At 73.8% G+C, this 17,934-nt stretch carries 13 protein-coding genes; 12 read left to right on the forward strand and 1 reads right to left on the reverse strand.

What is annotated here, in order from left to right:
- The first annotated feature begins 17 nt into the window (after window positions 1–17).
- The 6 genes from M1E25_RS22175 (at window position 18) to M1E25_RS22200 (ending at window position 9,662) form a co-directional block, all read left to right on the forward strand.
- A complete protein-coding gene (locus M1E25_RS22175) occupies window positions 18–3,317 on the forward strand; it encodes an FtsX-like permease family protein (protein ID WP_251418471.1) in 3,300 nt (1,099 codons plus the stop codon).
- 91 nt (window positions 3,318–3,408) lie between these two features.
- Window positions 3,409–6,228, forward strand: coding sequence for an FtsX-like permease family protein (locus M1E25_RS22180; RefSeq protein ID WP_251418472.1), 2,820 nt, complete (start codon window positions 3,409–3,411; stop codon window positions 6,226–6,228).
- Window positions 6,225–7,256, forward strand: coding sequence for an ABC transporter ATP-binding protein (locus tag M1E25_RS22185; protein ID WP_251418473.1), 1,032 nt, complete (start codon window positions 6,225–6,227; stop codon window positions 7,254–7,256). Before M1E25_RS22180 ends, M1E25_RS22185 begins: the two co-directional genes overlap by 4 nt.
- Before the next feature lie 98 nt (window positions 7,257–7,354).
- A complete protein-coding gene (locus M1E25_RS22190; RefSeq protein WP_251418509.1) occupies window positions 7,355–8,029 on the forward strand; it encodes an ABC transporter ATP-binding protein in 675 nt (224 codons plus the stop codon).
- Window positions 8,030–8,183: 154 nt separating this feature from the next.
- Window positions 8,184–8,663 carry a hypothetical protein gene (locus tag M1E25_RS22195; RefSeq protein WP_251418474.1) on the forward strand — a complete coding sequence of 160 codons (480 nt, stop codon included), beginning with the start codon at window positions 8,184–8,186 and terminating at the stop codon, window positions 8,661–8,663.
- A gap of 117 nt (window positions 8,664–8,780) precedes the next feature.
- A complete protein-coding gene (locus tag M1E25_RS22200; RefSeq protein ID WP_251418475.1) occupies window positions 8,781–9,662 on the forward strand; it encodes a polysaccharide deacetylase family protein in 882 nt (293 codons plus the stop codon).
- Window positions 9,663–9,675: 13 nt separating this feature from the next.
- On the opposite strand, the gene M1E25_RS22205 is transcribed toward M1E25_RS22200, so the two are convergent.
- Window positions 9,676–10,464 carry a FadR/GntR family transcriptional regulator gene (locus tag M1E25_RS22205; protein ID WP_251418476.1) on the reverse strand — a complete coding sequence of 263 codons (789 nt, stop codon included), beginning with the start codon at window positions 10,462–10,464 and terminating at the stop codon, window positions 9,676–9,678.
- Window positions 10,465–10,640: 176 nt separating this feature from the next.
- Here M1E25_RS22205 and M1E25_RS22210 point away from each other — a divergent pair, with 176 nt between their 5' ends.
- The 6 genes from M1E25_RS22210 (at window position 10,641) to M1E25_RS22235 (ending at window position 17,808) form a co-directional block, all read left to right on the forward strand.
- On the forward strand, window positions 10,641–11,867 hold the full coding sequence (locus M1E25_RS22210; RefSeq protein WP_251418477.1) for a M20 family metallopeptidase: 1,227 nt from the start codon (window positions 10,641–10,643) through the stop codon (window positions 11,865–11,867).
- Entirely contained in the window at window positions 11,864–13,345 is a 1,482-nt protein-coding gene (locus M1E25_RS22215) for an aldehyde dehydrogenase family protein (protein ID WP_251418478.1), read from the forward strand. Before M1E25_RS22210 ends, M1E25_RS22215 begins: the two co-directional genes overlap by 4 nt.
- Window positions 13,346–13,395: 50 nt before the next feature.
- A complete protein-coding gene (locus M1E25_RS22220; RefSeq protein ID WP_251418479.1) occupies window positions 13,396–14,211 on the forward strand; it encodes an SDR family NAD(P)-dependent oxidoreductase in 816 nt (271 codons plus the stop codon).
- Window positions 14,212–14,294: 83 nt separating this feature from the next.
- The gene (locus M1E25_RS22225) at window positions 14,295–14,672 is read left to right on the forward strand and encodes a DUF3311 domain-containing protein (protein ID WP_251418481.1); all 378 of its coding nucleotides are present in this window, start codon (window positions 14,295–14,297) and stop codon (window positions 14,670–14,672) included.
- Window positions 14,669–16,192: a sodium:solute symporter family protein gene (locus M1E25_RS22230; RefSeq protein WP_251418483.1), complete on the forward strand. Its 1,524-nt coding sequence runs from the start codon at window positions 14,669–14,671 to the stop codon at window positions 16,190–16,192. Before M1E25_RS22225 ends, M1E25_RS22230 begins: the two co-directional genes overlap by 4 nt.
- The gene (locus M1E25_RS22235) at window positions 16,189–17,808 is read left to right on the forward strand and encodes an amidohydrolase (RefSeq protein WP_251418485.1); all 1,620 of its coding nucleotides are present in this window, start codon (window positions 16,189–16,191) and stop codon (window positions 17,806–17,808) included. Before M1E25_RS22230 ends, M1E25_RS22235 begins: the two co-directional genes overlap by 4 nt.
- Window positions 17,809–17,934 lie beyond the last annotated feature (126 nt).

Raw genomic sequence — 17,934 nt, forward strand, 5'->3', positions numbered from 1 at the left:
CCCCGGCTGGGGGAGACGTGACGGGGTTCGTGCTGCTGAGGGTGCGTGCGCACCGGCTGCTGACGACTGCCGCACTCCTCACCGTGGTCCTGACGACCTGCGCTCTGGCCGCGCTCGGCGCCTTCAGCGGTTCGGTCGGCGATGCCGGGCTGCGGCAAACCCTCCGGCACCGCTCGGCCGACCGAACCCTGTTCGAGGTGGAGTCGGCCGTCACCGCCGGCAGCCGTGCACGTCAGGACACCGCCGTGCGCGAGGTGTCGACGGCCGCCTTCGACGGCCTGCCGGTGCGCATCGCTGCCAGTACCCGCTCCGGCCCGTACGCGCTGCCCGCCGACACCCGCCGCGACCGCGGAACCACCGGCGAGCCCGATCTCACCCTGCTCGCCACCTTCGACCCCGCCCGGGTGACCATCGTCGAAGGCGAACGCCCGGGCCCCACTCCGGCCCTCGGCCCCGTTCCCGTGGCCCTGCCGCGGACCGCCGCCCGCGCCCTGGACGTGCGCACCGGCGACCGCATCACCCTCACCGACCGGCTGCACGGGCCGCCGCTGCGCGTCCGCATCACCGGCGTCTACCGGCCGGCCGACCGCGACGACCCCTACTGGGGGCTGGACCGGCTGGGCGGACGCGGAGCCTCGTTCAGCGGCTTCACCACCTACGGCCCGCTGCTCGTCACCCACGACGCGTTCGACTCCGGCCGGGTCGCGCCGCGGGCCATGGCCTGGCAGGCCCGCGCGGACTTCTCCGCCCTGACCGCCGATCGCATCGACGACCTCCGCGCGAGTCTGAAACGCGCGGCCCGGCGGATCGACGGCGGAGCCACCGGCAACGCCACCCAGGTCACCACCGAGCTGCCCGGGTTGCTGACCGAGGTTCGCCGGTCCCTGCTGGTCAGCCGGTCCGCCCTGCTGGTCGGAGCGCTCCAGCTCGCCGCCCTCGCCGCCTTCGGGCTGCTGCTCGTCGCCCGGCTCCTCACCGGCGAGCGCGCGGAGGAGACATCCGTGCTGCGGGCCCGGGGAAGCTCACGTGCCCGGCTGGCCGCCCTCACGTTCACCGAGGCGCTGCTGATCGCTGTCCCGGCCGTCGTCACCGCCGTGCTGCTGGCCGGACCGCTGGTCCGCCTGCTCGCCGCCCACGGAGCCCTCGCCCGGGCAGGAGTCCGATTCCCGGCAGAAACGGACGCCGCCGCATGGTGGGTGGCCGCTGCCACGGCCCTGGCCTGCGCCCTGGCCATGACCGCACCCCAGCTGCGCCGGCCCGGCACCTTCGTCGGCGAGCAGGCCGCCCGCATCCGCCGGCCCGCGCTCAACGCGGCGATCCGCGCGGGGGGCGACCTCGCGCTGCTGCTCCTCGCGGGCGTCGCCCACTGGCAGCTTTCCCGCCGTGCGCAGGGGCGCGGCGTACTGTCCGCCGACGGCGCGGGCGCCCTCGGTGTCGATCCCGTCCTGGTCGCCGCACCCGCGCTCTGCCTGGTGGCCGGAACCGTGCTGACCGCACGTCTGCTGCCGATGGTGGCCCGGATCGCCGACCGGTGCGCCGAGCGCAGCCGCGCCCTCGGGCCCGCCCTCGCCGGGTGGCAGCTGTCGCGGCGTCCCGGACGCGTCGCCGGCGCGGTGCTCCCCCTGGTGCTCGCCGCCGGCATGGGCACCTTCGCGCTCGGCCAGGCCGCGAGCTGGGACCGCTCGCAGCACGATCAGGCCGCCCACAGCGCCGGCGCCGACATCAGGGTCACCGGCGCCCTCGTCCCGCAGTTCGGTCAGGGCGGCGTGTTCGCACGGCTGCCGGGCGCCGCCGAGGTCGCGCCGGTCGCCCGCTCCCGGGTGAGCCTGCCCCAGGACCGGCGGGCGACCGTCCTGGCGACGGACACCGTGCGCGCGGCCGACGTGATGAGCCTGCGCCCGGACCAGGCCGAGGGCCCGCTGCCCGCCCTGCTGCATCCGCTGCGGCCGGCCGCCCGGCAGGAGGACGGTGTCCTCCTGCCGGGCGAACCGGGGCAGTTGCGGATCACCGTGCGTCTGGAGACCGAGGGCGACCGGGACGGAGTGCCACTCGAGAGCGTCTCGGCGACCGTCCACGACCGGTACGGCGTGCCGTACACCTTCGCTCTCGACGACGTGCCCGCCGACGGCGCCCCGCACGGACTCGTCCTGGACTTCGCGAAGGCCGCCGGCCCCACCGGTCGGCCGGCCGCACCGCTGCGGCTGACCGAAATCGGCGCTGCATACCCGTTGCCGGTGACGTCGCAGCGGCAGGTTCTGACGATCACCGGTCTGCAGGTGGTGGGATCCGGCGGTACCGCCCGCACCGCCCGGCCCACGGGGACGGCGGACTGGGCCGCCACCGTCGACGTCACGGACCCGGACTTCCAGGAGTCGCCGGGCAAGGAGTTCGTCGAGCCCCGGTCGAAGCCGCTGAAGCCGGACAACGGCCGGGAGCGGCTCGCCGTGCGGTACGACACCGGTGCGGACGCCACCGGCTCCGCGTTCACCGATCACGCGACGGGAGAGCTCACGCTGCGCGCCTCCGGCTCGGCCCCGCGGACACTGCCGGTCCTCGTCACCGACGACTTCCTGCGCGCCACCGGGACGAAAGTGGGCGGCGTCACCGTCCTGGACCTGCCCGGAGCGGACGTCCCGGTCCGCCTCACCGGCGCCGTGCAGTCCCTGCCCACCGCACCGGCGGGCGGGGGCGGCGCCGTCCTTATGGACCTGCGAAGCGTCAACCGCTACCTGACCGCGAACTCCAGCGCAGGGCTACAGCCCGGTGAGTGGTGGATCGGCACCGAGCCGGGCGCCGCCGCCCGCGTGGCAGCGGCCCTGCGCGCCCTGCCCGACGACGTCTCGCTCGTCAGCCGCAGGGAGACCGAACGAGACCTGAGCGCCGACCCGTTCGGCGCCGGCCCGCGCACCGCCCTGCCGGCGACCGCGCTCGTCGGCGCTGCCCTGGCCGTTGCAGCCTTCGCCGCCGTCACCGCCGGTGCGCTGCGCGAACGCACCGGCGACCTGGAGGTGCTGCGGGCGCTCGGCACCCCCCGCGGCCGGATCCTCCGGGCGGTCCTCGCCGAACAGGGCCTCCTCGTGCTGACCGCGGTCACCTCCGGTGTCGCACTCGGGGCACTGCTCACCCGGCTGCTCGTGCCGCTGACCGTGCTCACCTCCGCGGCGGATCGGCCGGTTCCGGACGTGCTGGTCGTACACCCCTCGGCAACCGTGCTGGTGACGCTGGTCCTGGTGCCCCTCGCCGTGCTGCCGATCGGGACCGCCCTGGCCGTGCGGAGCTCCGGCGACGCCGCGGTCCTGCGCCGAGGAGCCGTCTGATGCGCCGCAGGAGGACCCGGCACGCGCCGGCGCACACGGCCCCGCGCCGCCGCCCGGACCGCCGGCCGCACCGGACGGGGAGGAGGAGACGATGACGGGAATCGGCAGCCGCAGGAACGGCACGGCCCGGCCACGGCCGGACTCCGGCTCCGTGCCCTGGATACGGACCCGGCTGAGGGCCGGCCGGGTTCCAGCCCTGGCCCTGGGCGTCCTCGTCCTGGTCACCGCCTTCCTGGCCGCCGCGCTGCCCCGATCCGTCGACCGCTACGAGAACGCCGCCCTGCGGACCGTGCTGACCGGCGCCGAGGCCCACCAGCGGCGCGTGGACGTCACCGCCGAGTTCCACCGCCGGGACGCGGCCGCCGGTGCAGCGGCCGTGCCCTCACCAGCCGAACTCGCCGCGACGGCACAGGCGTTGCACACGGCTGCGGGGCCCTCCCTCCCCCTCGACACGGCGGCGGCCGTCCACGGACTGCGCAACGCCGATGCTGCAACCGTCAACGATCCGGGGCTGCCCATGCCCTCACGGCGAGTCCCCGAGGTCACCCTGCTCGCCCAGCAAGGAGAGCTGCGCTCCCACGTCAGGCTGATATCGGGGCGGATGCCCTCCGGTCGGGCCCGCGCGGACGCGGACGACGAGGCCGTCGAAGGCGTGGTCACCGCCGCGACGGCCGAGAAGATGCACCTCGAGGCAGGGTCGGTCATCCACCCGGTCGTCGGCCGGACCGGCCGGCTGCCGGTCAGGGTGACCGGAATCGTCGAACCGCGCGCCCCCCGCGCTCCCTACTGGCACGCCGAACCCGATGTCGACCGGGCCGGACTGCAGGCCGTTCCCAGCGGCAACGGCCCCCCCACCTACTACTGGCACTTCTCCGTCCTCATCGGCGACGCGGACCGCGACGTACTGCCGCGGTTCACCGGCGGCGCCCTCGCCTACTGGCACCACCCCCTGGAAACCGGCGGGGTCGCTGCCCGTGACGTTCCCGCCCTGCGGCGGGCTCTGACCTCCCTGGCCGGAGGCGAGGCCAACTCGGTGCTGCGGGTACTGGCCCCCGTGCCCGGACTCGCCGTGGACGGGGAGGCCGTGGGAACCCTGCTGAGGGACTTCGAGCGCGAACGCCGGTCCGCCGTCCCGCTCGTGCAGATCGCCGTCGTCGGGGTCGCCACGGTCGCCGTGATCGTTCTGCTCCTCGCCGGCGCGCTCGCCGCCACCGGACGCGCCGCGGAACTGGGTCTGCTGCGGGCCCGCGGTGCCGGGCTCCCCGGACTCGGGCTGCGTCTGCTCGGTGAGACCGCTGCGGTCGCCGTGCCGTCAGCCGCCGCCGGAACCCTGCTCGCCCTGGCGCTCGTCACCACCGAGCGGTACCTGACGGCGGTCGTGCTCGGCGCGGCCGTGGCGGCCACGGCCTCGGCGGCACTGCCGATCCGGGCCGTTCTGGCCCATCACCGGCCGCGGGTCGCCGGCCGCGACGACGTGGCGGCCGTCCGGCCCTCGCGGCGCCGGACGGTCGCGGAACTGACCCTCGCAGCGTTGGCCGCCGCGGCGCTGGCCGCCCAGTGGAGCCGCGGCCCGTCCGCCGGCGCCGACCTGCTCACCGCAGCCGCACCGGTGCTGCTGGCGACGGTCGCGGCTGTGGTCCTGCTCAGGCTGTATCCGCTGCCGTTGCGGCTGCTCGTGCGGTGGACAGCACGCCTCAGGGGTGCCGTCGTCCACCTCGCCCTGGCCCGGGCCGCCCGGGCCGGGGCGGTCACGGCCATGCCGCTGCTCGCCGTCCTCGTCGCGTTCACCGTCGCGTCCTTCGGCGGATCGGTTCTCGCCGGCATCGCCGCCGGCCGGGAGCATGCCGCGACGGCCTCGGTCGGAGCCGATGTGCGCATCCGCGCGTTCACCGTGTTCCCGGACGGTTTCACCGATCGGGTCCGCCGGATCGACGGAGTGCGCGACGTCGCAGTGGTGCGCACCGAATTCGGCCTGTCCACCGACAACTTCTCCACGCCGCCGCTCACCCTGGTGGCCGTCGACCCCGCCTCCTACGCCCGGCTCGTGCACCGCCTCGGACCGGACGGCGATCCTCCGTTCCCCGGTGCAGTGTTGAGCCGCAGCGGCGGGGAGGACGCCCTGCCCGCCGTCGTCTCCCCGGGCCTGGCGCGGGTGATCGGAGCACGAGGGCAGGTCACGGTCGAGGCCCAGTCCGGCCCCACCCTCGTCCGGGCGGTGGCCGTCCGGTCCGCCACCCCGGCAACCACAGGGGACTTCGCCGTGGTCTCCGCCGAGGCGCTGGCCCGGGCGCACCCCGACATGAGGGGCACGGACTTCCTGGCCCCCAATGCCGTCCACATCACCGGTGCGCGCGCGGACACCGGGGCCCTGCGGGCCCTGGCCCGCGGCGGAGAGGGCCTGGCCGTGGACGTCCGGGCCGAGGAACGCGCCGGTTACGGGTCCGGCTCCCTGCAGTCGGGCGCACAGCGGGTGTACGTGGCGGCGGTCGCGGCGGGCGCCGGATACAGCATCATCGCCCTGCTGCTCGCCCAGCTCCAGGAGGCCCCCCGGCGCAGGGCCCTGCTGTCCGGGCTGCGGGCCGTCGGCATGACCCGGCGCCAGGCCCGGTCGCTGGTCACGCTCGAACCCCTGCCGCAGGTGGTCGTCGCAACGGCCGGAGGTGTCCTCACGGGCCTGGCCGCGGTGCCCCTGCTGCGCGGGGGAGTGGACGTGACCGCGCTCGCGTTCGGCGCCGACGTGCTGCCGCCGGAGGTCGCGGGTACGACGGCCGTACTGGTCCCCGACCCGCTGTCGTTCGTACTGCCCGCGGTGGTTCTGCCGGCGGCGGTGTGCGCGATGGCGTCGGCCCAGGCACGGTGGAGCGCCCGCAGGGCGACGGCAGGGGAACTGAGGACGGGGGAGCAGACATGAGCGACCGGGTCGTACCGGTGTCACTGGCCGAACTCGAGCGCCGCGCCGCTTCGGATCTCCGGCCGGAGGCGGACCACCAGGGCGCGCTGATCAGCTGCGAGCGCGTGGTGCGGATCTTCACTGCGGACGGTGTCGAGGTCCAGGCCCTGCGCGGCCTGGACCTCGAGGTGGAGCGCGGTGAACTCCTGGCCCTGGTCGGCGCGTCCGGCAGCGGGAAGTCCACCCTGATGAACATTCTGGCCGGGCTGGACGCGCCGACCGCGGGCTCCGCCCGGGTGGCCGGGTTCGACCTCGTGGACATGGACGCGGACGCCCGGCTGAGCTACCGGCGCGACGTCGTCGGGTTCGTCTGGCAGCAGACGGCACGCAACCTGTTCCCCTACCTGACAGTCCGGCAGAACGTCCTGTTGCCGATGCAGCTGAACGTCGGGCGCAGCCGCCGGCGCGGGCGCAGTCGGCGCGCCGCCCGTGCCGGCGAACTGCTGGACCTGCTCGGCGTCGCCCACTGCCACGACCGGCGTCCCGACCGGATGTCCGGCGGCGAACAGCAGTGCGCCGCGATCGCCGTCGCCCTGGCCAACGAGCCCGAGCTGATCCTCGCCGACGAGCCGACCGGCGAACTTGAGTCGGACGCCGCCGAACAGGTCCTGGCGGCTTTCCGGACGGTCAACGAGGAACTGGACACCACGGTCGTCCTGGTCACTCACGACCGGACGGTCGCATCCGCAGTCCGCCGGACCGTCGCCATCCGGGACGGGCTCACCGCCTCCGAGGTGCTCCGCGGCAGCGCAGTCGGCGACGACGGCGCAGAAGCCGTCACCGCGCGGGAGTACGCCACCATCGACCGCTCCGGACGCCTCCAGCTCCCGCAGCGTTTCACCGAGGCCCTGGCCATCGGACGCCGGGTTGTGCTGGGGCTGGAACACGACCACATCACCGTCCGGCCCGGCGACGGCCCGGGCGGAGCGGACGATCCGCCGGACACGTCCCCGGCCGCCGGGAACCCCACACCGCAGGAGGCCAGTTGACCAGCAAGGAACCGGCACACCGCTGCGTCCCCGAGCGGCCCGCCCGGCGCGCCGGTGCGGCGGGCCCCGAGCCGGGGCGCGGGTCCGGACCGGACTCCGTGGTCGTCGTCGACGACGCGGTGCGCACCTTCGGCCGCGGACCCACCGCCGTCCACGCGCTGCGGGGAGTCTCGTTCGGCGTTCGGCGAGGTGAACTGCTCGCCGTCAAGGGGCGCTCCGGAGCGGGAAAGACCACGCTGCTCCATCTCATCGGCGGCCTGGACCGCCCCGATGCCGGCAGCATCCGGATCGACGGCAGGGATCTCGCCGCGCTCAGCGAGCGGGAGCGGCTCCAACTGCGGCGCGAGACCGTCGGGTTCGTCTTCCAGAGCTTCGGCCTGATTCCGGTGCTCACCGCCGCCGAGAACGTCGGCGTGCCGCTGAGGCTGAGCCGGACGGACCGGAAGGTTCGTGAGGAACGTGTCGCCCTGCTGCTCGCGCTCGTCGGCCTGTCCGGGCACGCGGAGCAACGCCCCGGCGAACTGTCCGGTGGCCAGCAGCAGCGTGTCGCCGTCGCCCGCGCCCTGGCCAACCGTCCCGCCCTGCTCATCGCCGACGAGCCGACCGGCCAGCTCGACGCCGAGACGTCCCTCGCCGTCATGGAACTGCTGCACGCCGTGGTGCGCAGCGAAGGCGTCACCGCCCTGGTCGCCACGCACGACCCCGGTCTCCTCGAACTGGCCGACCGCGTCCTGGAGCTCCGCGACGGCCGGATCGTTTCCGGGAACGGCTGACCGCACCCGCTGCGGGACCCGCGGGCCGCCGGCCGGGCAGGCCTTCTGCCGCCGACCGGACGCGGTGCGGATCCGCCGTCGCCCGGCCCGCCCGGTCCCCTCGATGTCCCCTGCCGTCTGCCCCGGAAGGCGGAGAAGCCCTACCATCGTGCGTATGGGCATACATGTCTGCTCGCTGAAGAACAGTCAGGCGCAGAAGATCCCGCCTGGCGAGACGTACACGATGGTCCGCTTCCCCTTCGACGCCGACGGCGAGCCCTACGACCGGTACCGCATGCACCAGCCCGACCAGCCGGACGACGTCCACGCGATGTACGGCGACCCGCGCTCCGGCCTCATCTGGCCCTCTGCCGACGGCTGGGGATCACTGACCGCCATGCTGCACTGGGAGGACGGCTCCTACACGGAGACCCGTGACCGGTTCGTCCGCGACCCCCTCGGGCTCTTCGGTGCCCCCGACTCCACCGCCACCGAGGACCATGCGACGACGCCGGGCGGCAACTACCACCACAAGAGCCATGAGATGTTCGTCCACCCGGGCATCCCCGTCGGCCTGATGGTGCGGCACAACTCCTCGAGGTCGCTCCTCCTGACGTTCGCCGAGTTCAAGCTGGCCATCCATCCCCTCGACTGACCGACGGACATGTCGTCCGGGCGGTTCCCACGGCGTCGGCGCACGCCGGAGGCGTCCGGGTGACACCGGCGCCACGCCGCGCCTGCGCTCCGCCCACCGACCCCTACGTTGGCCGACATGAACCGATACCTCACCAGTTGTCATCGAGCCCGGGGCCGGCAGGCGGGGACGCTCCCGGCTCCACCGGGTGCGAGGACCCCGCGCAGCCGCCGAGTGCTGCGGCGCGCCGTCGCCGCCGCGGCGGTCGCCTCCGCCCTGCTGCTGCCCACGACCGCCGGCGCGGTCCCGCACCGCGGCCCGGCCACGGCCGCAGCACCGGCCCAGCTCGCGCCGGAGCGGGCACCCTCTCCCGTCGAGCACCTCTTCGGCTCGGACAACCGGCGCATCCCCACCGACGAGAAAGTCGTCGCCCTGACGTTCAACGCCGCATGGAACGACGCCGGTCTGGACACGATCCTGGCCGAGCTGCGCCGCCGGAGGGTCCCGGCGACGTTCTTCCTCACGGGCGACTTCGCCGATCGCCACCCCGAAGCGGCCCGGGCGATGGCGGCCGAGCACGGCATCGGCAACCATTCCTACAACCATCCGCAGTTCGCGGAGCTCAGCAGCCAGGAGATGACGGACGAGGTGATGCGGGCCGACGACGCGATCCGCCGCGCCACCGGCGCCGAACCGCTGCCCTTCTTCCGCTTCCCCTACAGCGAGACCACGGAGCAGGGCATCGCGCACGTCAACGCACTCGGGTTCGCGGACATCGAGTTCACGGCGGACACCAACGGCTACCTCGGCGCGGCCGGCGGCATGACCGTGGACCGGGCCGTCGCGCGCGCGGTGGATGCCCTGGCCCCGGGAGAGATCGTGCAGATGCACGTCGGGGCGTCCGACGGGCAGGGCCCTGTGCTCGACGCGGAAGCGCTGCCCCGGATCATCGACGCCGTCCAGGAGCGGGGCTACCGGATCGTCGACCTTCGCACCCTGCTGGCGGCGGACACCGTCTGACCGGGGGAGGGGCTCATCGGAGAGCCGGCCCCGCGACGGACCCGTCCTCCAGCGCGGCGGCGAGCAACTCCCTTTTCTCCTCCTCGACATGGTCGGCGTAGTAGTCGTAGAGCGCCCGGCGGGCCAGCGCGGCGGCACGCTCGCCGTCGCGCTCCCGGATCGCGGCGAGCACCTGGCGGTGATGGGCGACGGACCGCTCCATCCACGCCCGGGTGTCGTCCGAGGAGGCGATCCTTCCCTTGATGACGTCGACGACGGCGTCGTGCACCGCGCGGGCGCACAGTCCGAGCAGCGCGTTGCGGCTGGCCTCGGCGACCGCCTGGTGGAACAGCGCGTCGGCCTCGCTGAAGGCGTGCAGCCCCACGTCGATGAGCGCCTCCATCCGGTCGATCTGCTCGGCCATCCGCGCCAGGTCCGCCTCGCGGTGCAGCCGGGCGGCCAGCCGGTTGCTCTCGGCGTCCAACACCATGCGGAACTGGACCAGTTCACCGAGACTCGACAGATGGGAGCGGGTCAGACGGCCCAGAGCACTGCTCAGATTGTCCGGAGTGACCCCCAGCACCTCGGCGCCCAGAGGATCGCCCGGACGCGACCGGATCAGCCCGGCGGACTGCAGAACCCGCAGCGCCTCGCGCACGGTGGACCGTCCGACGGCGAACTGGTTCACCAACTCCCGCTCGGCCGGCAGCCGGGAGCCCGGAGGGAGGTCGCCGCCGAGGATGCGGTCCTCGATCTGCTCGGCGACCCGCTGATAGGCGCGCACCGGCTGCACGGGCCGGAAGGGGGCGTCGTGGGCGGGCATCGGTGTCCCTCGCTGTTCCGTCTCGGTGCCACGCCCTCGTCTCATCCGGTGGGCACGGTTCGGCACATCCATCCGCTCGGCCTCTTGACCAACTCCTGAGCGTGCTAGAAGAGTACGGGAAATCAACTGGTCTGACCAGCTGTCCGGTCGCCTGGCCAGCACGCTTGGAGGTCCTCATGCATTCCGGTTCGAGTACCGCGCCCCGGGAACCGGTGGTCGACACCGACGCCGCGGTCTCCCTCACTCGCGACCTGGTGCGGCTGCGCACCGTCAGCGCGGCGGGCAGCGAGGAGGTCGAACGGCCGGCGGCGGAACTCGTCTCCCGGCTGTTCACCGCATTCGGCTGGGAGCACGAGGTGTCGGAGGTGGCGCCGGGCAGGCCGAACGTCGTCGCCGTCGTCGAGGGCGGCGGCGGCCCCGGGCCTACGCTGATGTTCGAGGGCCACACCGACGTCGTCACCGAAGGCGACCCCGGGGACTGGAGCATCGACCCGTTCGGCGGGGAGATCCGGGACGGCAGACTCTGGGGACGCGGCGCCGCCGACATGAAGTCCGGCCTCGCCGCGATGATCCACGCAGTGCGGGCCCTGCAACTGGCCGGCCCCTTCCCCGGCCGCATCGTCCTCGGCGTGCTCGCCGACGAGGAGGGCATGATGCTCGGCGCCAAGGCATTCGCCGCATCCCCGCTGGCCGCCGAGGTCGATGCCGTCATCGTCTGCGAACCCGAGGGCTACGAGGTGTGCACCTCGGCCCGCGGCGGCATCCGCATCCGCCTGGCCCTCACCGGCGTCATGGCCCACGGCGCCATGCCGCAGGAGGCCAGGAGCCCGCTGGTCGCCGGGGCCCGCATCGTCGAGGCACTCGCCGGAGTCCAGGGCTGGGCCCAGAACCGCTTCGGCACCCACCCCCACGCCGGGAAGGTCACCGTCACCCCCACCGTGCTGCGTGCCGGCGACCCGGACCAGCTCAACGTCATCCCCGCCCACGGCCTCGTCGGAGTCGACGTGCGCACCGTCCCCGGCACAGACCACGGCGAACTGACCGGCCGGATCCGCCGGGCCGCCGAGGTAGCCGCCGGGACGGAGGGAGTCGGAGTCGAACTCACCGTCGTCGACGACCGGCCCGCCGTCGAGGTCCCCGAGAACCACCCCGTCGTCACCGCACTTGTCGCCGCACACCGCCGGGAGCACGGCACCCCGCCCCCCTTCGGCGCCGTACCCGGCACCACGGACGGGACCATCCTCACCCGCGACGCCGGCCTGCCCACCGTCGTCTACGGGCCGGGCGGCAAATGGATCGCCCACCAGAAGGACGAGTACGTCGAAGTGCGCGAGATCGGCGAGTACGCCCGCGTGTACGCCGCCGCGGCACGGCACTTCCTGACCGGCGGAGGTGCCGTATGACCGAGCCCGCACGGCCTCCGGGCCGCGAACTGCCGCCGTTCCCGGAGGACATCACCACCCGCCTGCCCGTCGCGGACGCGTGGGTGGCCACCGCACGCACCGAGGACGTCCGCTTTCCCTACGACGGCCGGGCGTTCGCCACGGCCCCGGTCGGCGACGAGGACCTCGCGCGCCGGGCCGTCCGGCATGCGGCGTCGCTGCGGCCGGTGGTCGCGCGGCTCCCCTCCCGGGTGCGGCGCTCGGTACTGCTGGGCGTGGCAGCCGAGTTGGGGAGGGCGACGCAGGCCATGGAGGACCTGCTCGTCCTGGAGACCGGCAAGCCGCGCACCGACTGCCGCACCGAGGTGGTACGGGCGATCGGCACCTGGGAGGCGGCCGCCGACGAAGTCGCGCACCTCCACGGTGAGACCGTGCCGCTGGACCTGCTGCCGTCCGGGGACGGCATGACCGGCTTCTGGACCAGACGGCCGATCGGAGTCGTCGTCGGCATCGCCGGGTTCAACTACCCGATGATGCTGGCCACCCACAAGATCGCCCCCGCCCTCGCCGCGGGCTGCCCCATCGTCGTCAAACCCGCGCCCGCCACCCCGCTGGCCACGCTGTGGCTGGTCCGGATGGTCCGCGAGCAGCTGGCCGCCGCGGGTGCGCCCGCCGGAGCCGTCCAGCTGGTCACCGGCGACGCCTCCGTGGGGCACGCCCTGACCACCCACCCGGAGACCGCTGCCGTGTCCTTCACCGGCTCCGCCGCGATCGGCCACCGCATCGCCCGGGACTCCGCGCCCCGCAAGGTGGTGCTCGAACTCGGCTCCAACGCCGCCCTGGTGGTCGCTTCCGACGCCGACCTGGACGCCGCCGCCGATGCCGTCGTGCGCGGCGGCACCTACGCCTCCGGCCAGGCATGCATCTCCGTCCAGCGGGTGATCGCCGTTCAGGAGGTCGCCGCGGAACTGGAACGCAAGGTCGCCGACCGGCTGGCGCAGGTCGTCGTCGGCGACCCCCGGGAGGCGGACACCCGGGTCTCGGCGCTCATCGACGAAGCGGCCACCGACCGGGTTCTGGCCTGGACTGCGGAGGCCGTCGACGCCGGCGCGCGGCTCGTCCACGGCGGGGCCCGCGAAGGCCGCTGCATCACCCCGACCCTGCTCGCCGGTGTGCCCGACGGACTGCCCGTCTGGGACGAGGAGGTCTTCGGCCCGGTGGTGTGCCTGCGCGCGGTCCCGGATCTCGACACCGCGTATGCCCTGGTGAACGCAAGCCGGTACGGGCTCCATGCCGCCGTCTTCACCCGCGGGCTGAACACCGCCTTCGCCGCGATCGACGCCCTCGAGACCGGTGGCGTCGTCGTCAACGACGTGCCCGGCTACCGCTGCGACATCGCGCCCTACGGCGGCGTGAAGGACTCCGGAACCGGCCGGGAGGGGCCCCGGTTCGCGATCGGGGAACTCACCGTCACACGGATGGCGGTGATCCGGCCGTGACCGCAGCCTGTTCGCCGCCCCCGTCCGGGCAACCCGAGCGAGGAGAGCCGATGCACCGCACCACGTCCGGATACGCGAACCTGTTCCGGCTCGACGGGCGCCGCATCGTCGTCGTCGGCGGAGCCGGCGGCATCGGCCGCGAGTCCGTGCGCGCCCTGGCCGCCCACGGCGCCGACGTGATCGTCGCGGACCGCGACGAGGCCGGAGCCGTCGAGACCGTGCGCCTCGCCCGGCAGGAACCTCCGGCGCCGGGAAGCCGGACCGGAACCGCCGTCCCGTACCCCCTGGACGTCCTGGACGACGACGCCGTGCTGCGGGCCGCTGCCGACTGGGACGCACCGGACGGCCTCGTCGTCACCGTCGGCGCCAACGTCCGCAAGCGCATCGCCGATTACTCCCTCGACGAGTTCGACCGGGTCATCGCGCTCAACCTGCGCGCCCACCTGTCCCTGATGAAGGCGGTCGCCCCCGCGATGGCCGCCCGCGGCAGCGGCAGCGTCGTCGGCTTCGCCTCCATGCGCGCCTTCACGGTCGAGGCAGGGCAGAGCGTCTACGCGGCCGCGAAGGCCGGTCTCGTCCAGCTGCTGCGGACCGCCGCGGACGAATGGGGCCCGCAGGGCGTGCGGTTCAACGCGATCGCCCCCGGCGTGGTGCGCACCCCGCTGACCGACCAGATCGCCGACGACCCCCGGTGGTACGACGCCTACGCGCAAGCCTCGGCCCTGCGCAGGTGGGCGGGCGCCGACGAGATCGCGGGTGCCGTCGCCTACCTCGTCTCGGACGCGTCGACCTTCGTCACGGGCAGCGTGCTCACCGTCGACGGCGGCTGGACCGCGGTCGACGGCCGCTTCGATCCCTCCGTGTGAACCACGGCCCGCACCCCGAACACCGCACCACCGTCCGTCCCGGCGCAGCCCCCGCCCGCCGGACACCCGAGGAAGGAACCCCCATGCCGGACCCCACCGGTAGGACCGGGAGCCATGCCGCGCAGAGTCAACTGCCGCCTGCAGCCCTCCCGTTCGATGAACTCCCCGCCGGCAGCTCGCGCCGCTCCCTGTGGCTGCTGCTGGTGCCCGCCGTTCTCTACGGCCTCGCGCCGCTGGTCGCCAACCGCATCGAACCACGCGTCCTGGGCGTCCCCTTCCTGCTCGCCTGGATCATCGGGGCCACCGTGCTGAGCCCGCTCGCCATCTGGCTCACGGCCCGGCTCGACCCCGCCTACCGGGCCGGAACGGCCGAATCCCTACCCGTCGACCGCCCCGCAGGTCCCGCGGCTCCCGCCCGCGACGAGCACCACACCGCCGCGAGCGAAGGAGAGGCCCGATGAGCAGTTCGGCCGCGATCGCCACGACGATATTCGGGCTGGCGATGGTGGCGACCATCGTCATCGGCGTCCTCAGCGCCCGGGGACGCGACAAGGGCCTGGCCGAGTGGTCGGTCTCCAGCCGCGGACTCGGCGTGCTCTTCATCTGGCTGCTGATGGCCGGCGAGACCTACACCAGCTTCTCGTTCCTGGGCACGGCCGGCTGGTCGTACTCCTACGGGGTGCCGATCCTCTACCTGGTGGCGTACCTCACCGTCGGGTTCGGCGTCGCCTACGTGGTGGGCCCGGCCCTGTGGACGTACGCGGGCCGGCACCGGCTCATCTCCATCGCCGACATGGCCGAACACCGCTTCCGCTCCCGGCCGGTGGGCATGCTGGTCGCCGTTGTGACAACCGTGTTCATCGTTCCGTACATCCAGGTGCAGATCCAGGGCATGGGCGTGGTGGTCAACGCGATGACGTACGGCAGCGTGGATCTGCGCCTCGCCGCCGTGATCTCCTTCGTCGTCGCCGAGGTCTTCATCCTGGTCTCCGGGCTTCGGGGATCGGCGTGGGTGAGCGCCCTCAAGGACGTGCTGGTGATCGCGGTCGTCGTGTTCCTCGCCGTCTACGTGCCGATGCACTACCTCGACGGGGCCGGCGACTTCATGCACCGCATGGTGACGGAGAAGGCGGAGTGGCTGACCTTCCCCGGACACGACTCCGGCGGACTCGACGGCACCTGGTTCGCGACCACCATGCTGCTGAACGCCGTCACCATCACGATCTTCCCCACCACCGTGGCCGGTTTCCTCAGCGCCAAGAGCCCCAACGCCGTACGTCACAATGCCTTGTTGCTGCCCTGGTACCAGCTGCTGCTGTTCATCCCGATGATGGTCGGAGCCACCGCACTGTTCGTGATGCCGAACCTCGGCAATCCCGATCTGGCCCTGTTCAGCCTGGTCACCGACGCACTGCCGGCTCCGGTCGTCGCCGTGATCGGTGTCGCGGGGGCGCTGTCGGCGATCGTGCCGATGAGCGTCTTCATGCTCGCCATCGGCACCCTGTGGGGCCGCACGCTGCTGGGCGGCGGCAACGGCGCGGACCCGCGCAGCCGACGCACCGGCACGGCTCCGGCGGACGACGTCCGCACCAAGAGGCTCTCCCAGGCGGTGTGCTTCCTCGCCGGTCTGCTCGCCCTGGCGGGCAGCCTCTTCTTCCCCAACACGCTGGTCCAGCTGTCCGTCCTGTCCTACGAGGGCTTGGCCCAGCTGGTGCCGATCGTGCTGCTGGCGCTCTACTGGCGCCGCTTGACCGCCCCGGCCGCGGTTGCCGGACTGGTGGCCGGACTGGCCGTGATGACGGCGCTGTGGGCCTCGGGCAACGACCCGTGGCACGGCGTCAACGGCGGCATCATCGCACTCGCCGTCAACCTGCTCGTGGCCCTGGGACTCACGCTGGTGCGGCCGGCCGCTCCCTCCGTACCGCTTCGGGAACCGGCACCGCAGGCGACGGCAGGCGCCGCACGGAGGGGGACGGCGTGATCCACGAAACGACACCGGTGCTGTACCGCGCCGCGCACATCGTCAGCCAGCAGGACACCGGTTGTGAGCCCGAGGCGTTCGCCGTCGACGGAGGACGCATCCGTGCCACGGGCACCCTCGCCGGACTGCGGTCGCGTTTCCCGGGCGCGCCGGAGGTCGACTTCGGCGAGGCGACCGTCGTCCCCGGCTTCAACGACGCCCACATCCACCTCGCCATGACGGCCGACAACCTGCTGCACCTCGATCTGTCCGCCGACGCCGTCAGCGGCGTGGACGGCCTGCTCCGCCGGGTGTCGGACGAGGCCGGGCGGACCGGACCGGGGGAGTGGATCCGGGGCAGCCGCTACGACGATGCGAAGACCGGCGCGGTCACCCGCTGGGATCTCGACCGGGCGGCCCCCGGCCACCCGGTGATCGTCGTCCATGTCGCCGGGCACTGGGGGGTGGCCAACTCGCCGGCGCTGCGTGCGCTGGGCATCGACGAGGACACACCCGCGCCCGACGGCGGTGACCACGGCCGGGGACCCGACGGACGTCTCGACGGGCGGCTCGTCGAACGCGCCCTGATGAACGTCGTGTATCCCGCGACCGCGCGGGGGGAGTCGCCGCTCCGGGCGAGCTCGGCCGAGGACCGGATGAGCGGCCTGGCCCGGGCGCAGCGCATGTGGCACGCCGCGGGGCTCACCTCCGTCTGCGACGCGCTGATCGCACCGGACGACATCGCCCTGCTGCGGCGGGCCCAGGCCGACGGAAGGCTCACCCTCCGGGTCGGCATGCTGCTGTCCGTCGACCACTATCCGGCGGCACGGGCCCTCGGCGCCGGCAGCGGCTTCGGTGACGACCGGTTGCGGCTGGTCGGGGTCAAGGCGTTCGCCGACGGTGCCATCGGCGGGCGGACCTGCCTGCTCTCCGAGCCGTACGCCGATGCGGGCGGGCACGGGATACAGACCACCCCCACCGCCGAGCTGGCCGAACAGGTGCGGGTCGTGCACGAGGACGGCAACCGGATCGGGGTGCACGCCAACGGCGATGCCGCGATCCGGCTCGTCCTCGACGCCTTCGAGGCGGCGCAGCGCGAAGCGCCGCGGCCGGGGCTGCGGCACCGCATCGAGCACTGCAGCATCATCGACGAGAGCATCCTGGCCCGCATGCGCGCACTCGACGCGATCGCCGTCCCCTTCGCCGGCTATGTCGGATACCACGGCGGTGCGTTGACCACCTGGTACGGGGCGGACCGCACCGAGCGGATGTTCGCCCACCGCTCCTTCCTGGACGCCGGGGTCACCGTCGCCGGATCGTCGGACCATCCGTGCGGCCCGTACCAGCCCCTGGCCGGCCTGCAGTCGATGGTGACCCGGCACGGCGCCGACGACAGCGCGCCGGTCGGCCTCTCCCAGCGCGTCACGCCTGCCGAAGCGCTGCGCATCTTCACCCTCGGCTCGGCGGAGGCGGAGGGCACCGCGAGCCGCAAGGGGCGGATCGCGCCCGGACACCTCGCGGACTTCACGGTCCTCGGCGGGAATCCGCTGACCGTCGATCCGGGGGAGATCTCCCGGATCCCGGTGCTGGCCACGTACGTGGACGGCCGGAGCGTGTACGAGGCGACGGCGGGCTGACCGCGGACAGGGGCCCGGCCGAACGCCGCCCTCCGGGCCCCTGCCCGGCAGGCCGCCTCCGGGCCCCTGCCCCGCGGCCTCGCAGGCCGCGAGGGGCACGGGTTAATCTGGTGCCGAATCCAGCAG

It is taken from the genome of Streptomyces meridianus (genome assembly GCF_023703325.1).
GTDB lineage: Bacteria > Actinomycetota > Actinomycetes > Streptomycetales > Streptomycetaceae > Streptomyces > Streptomyces meridianus.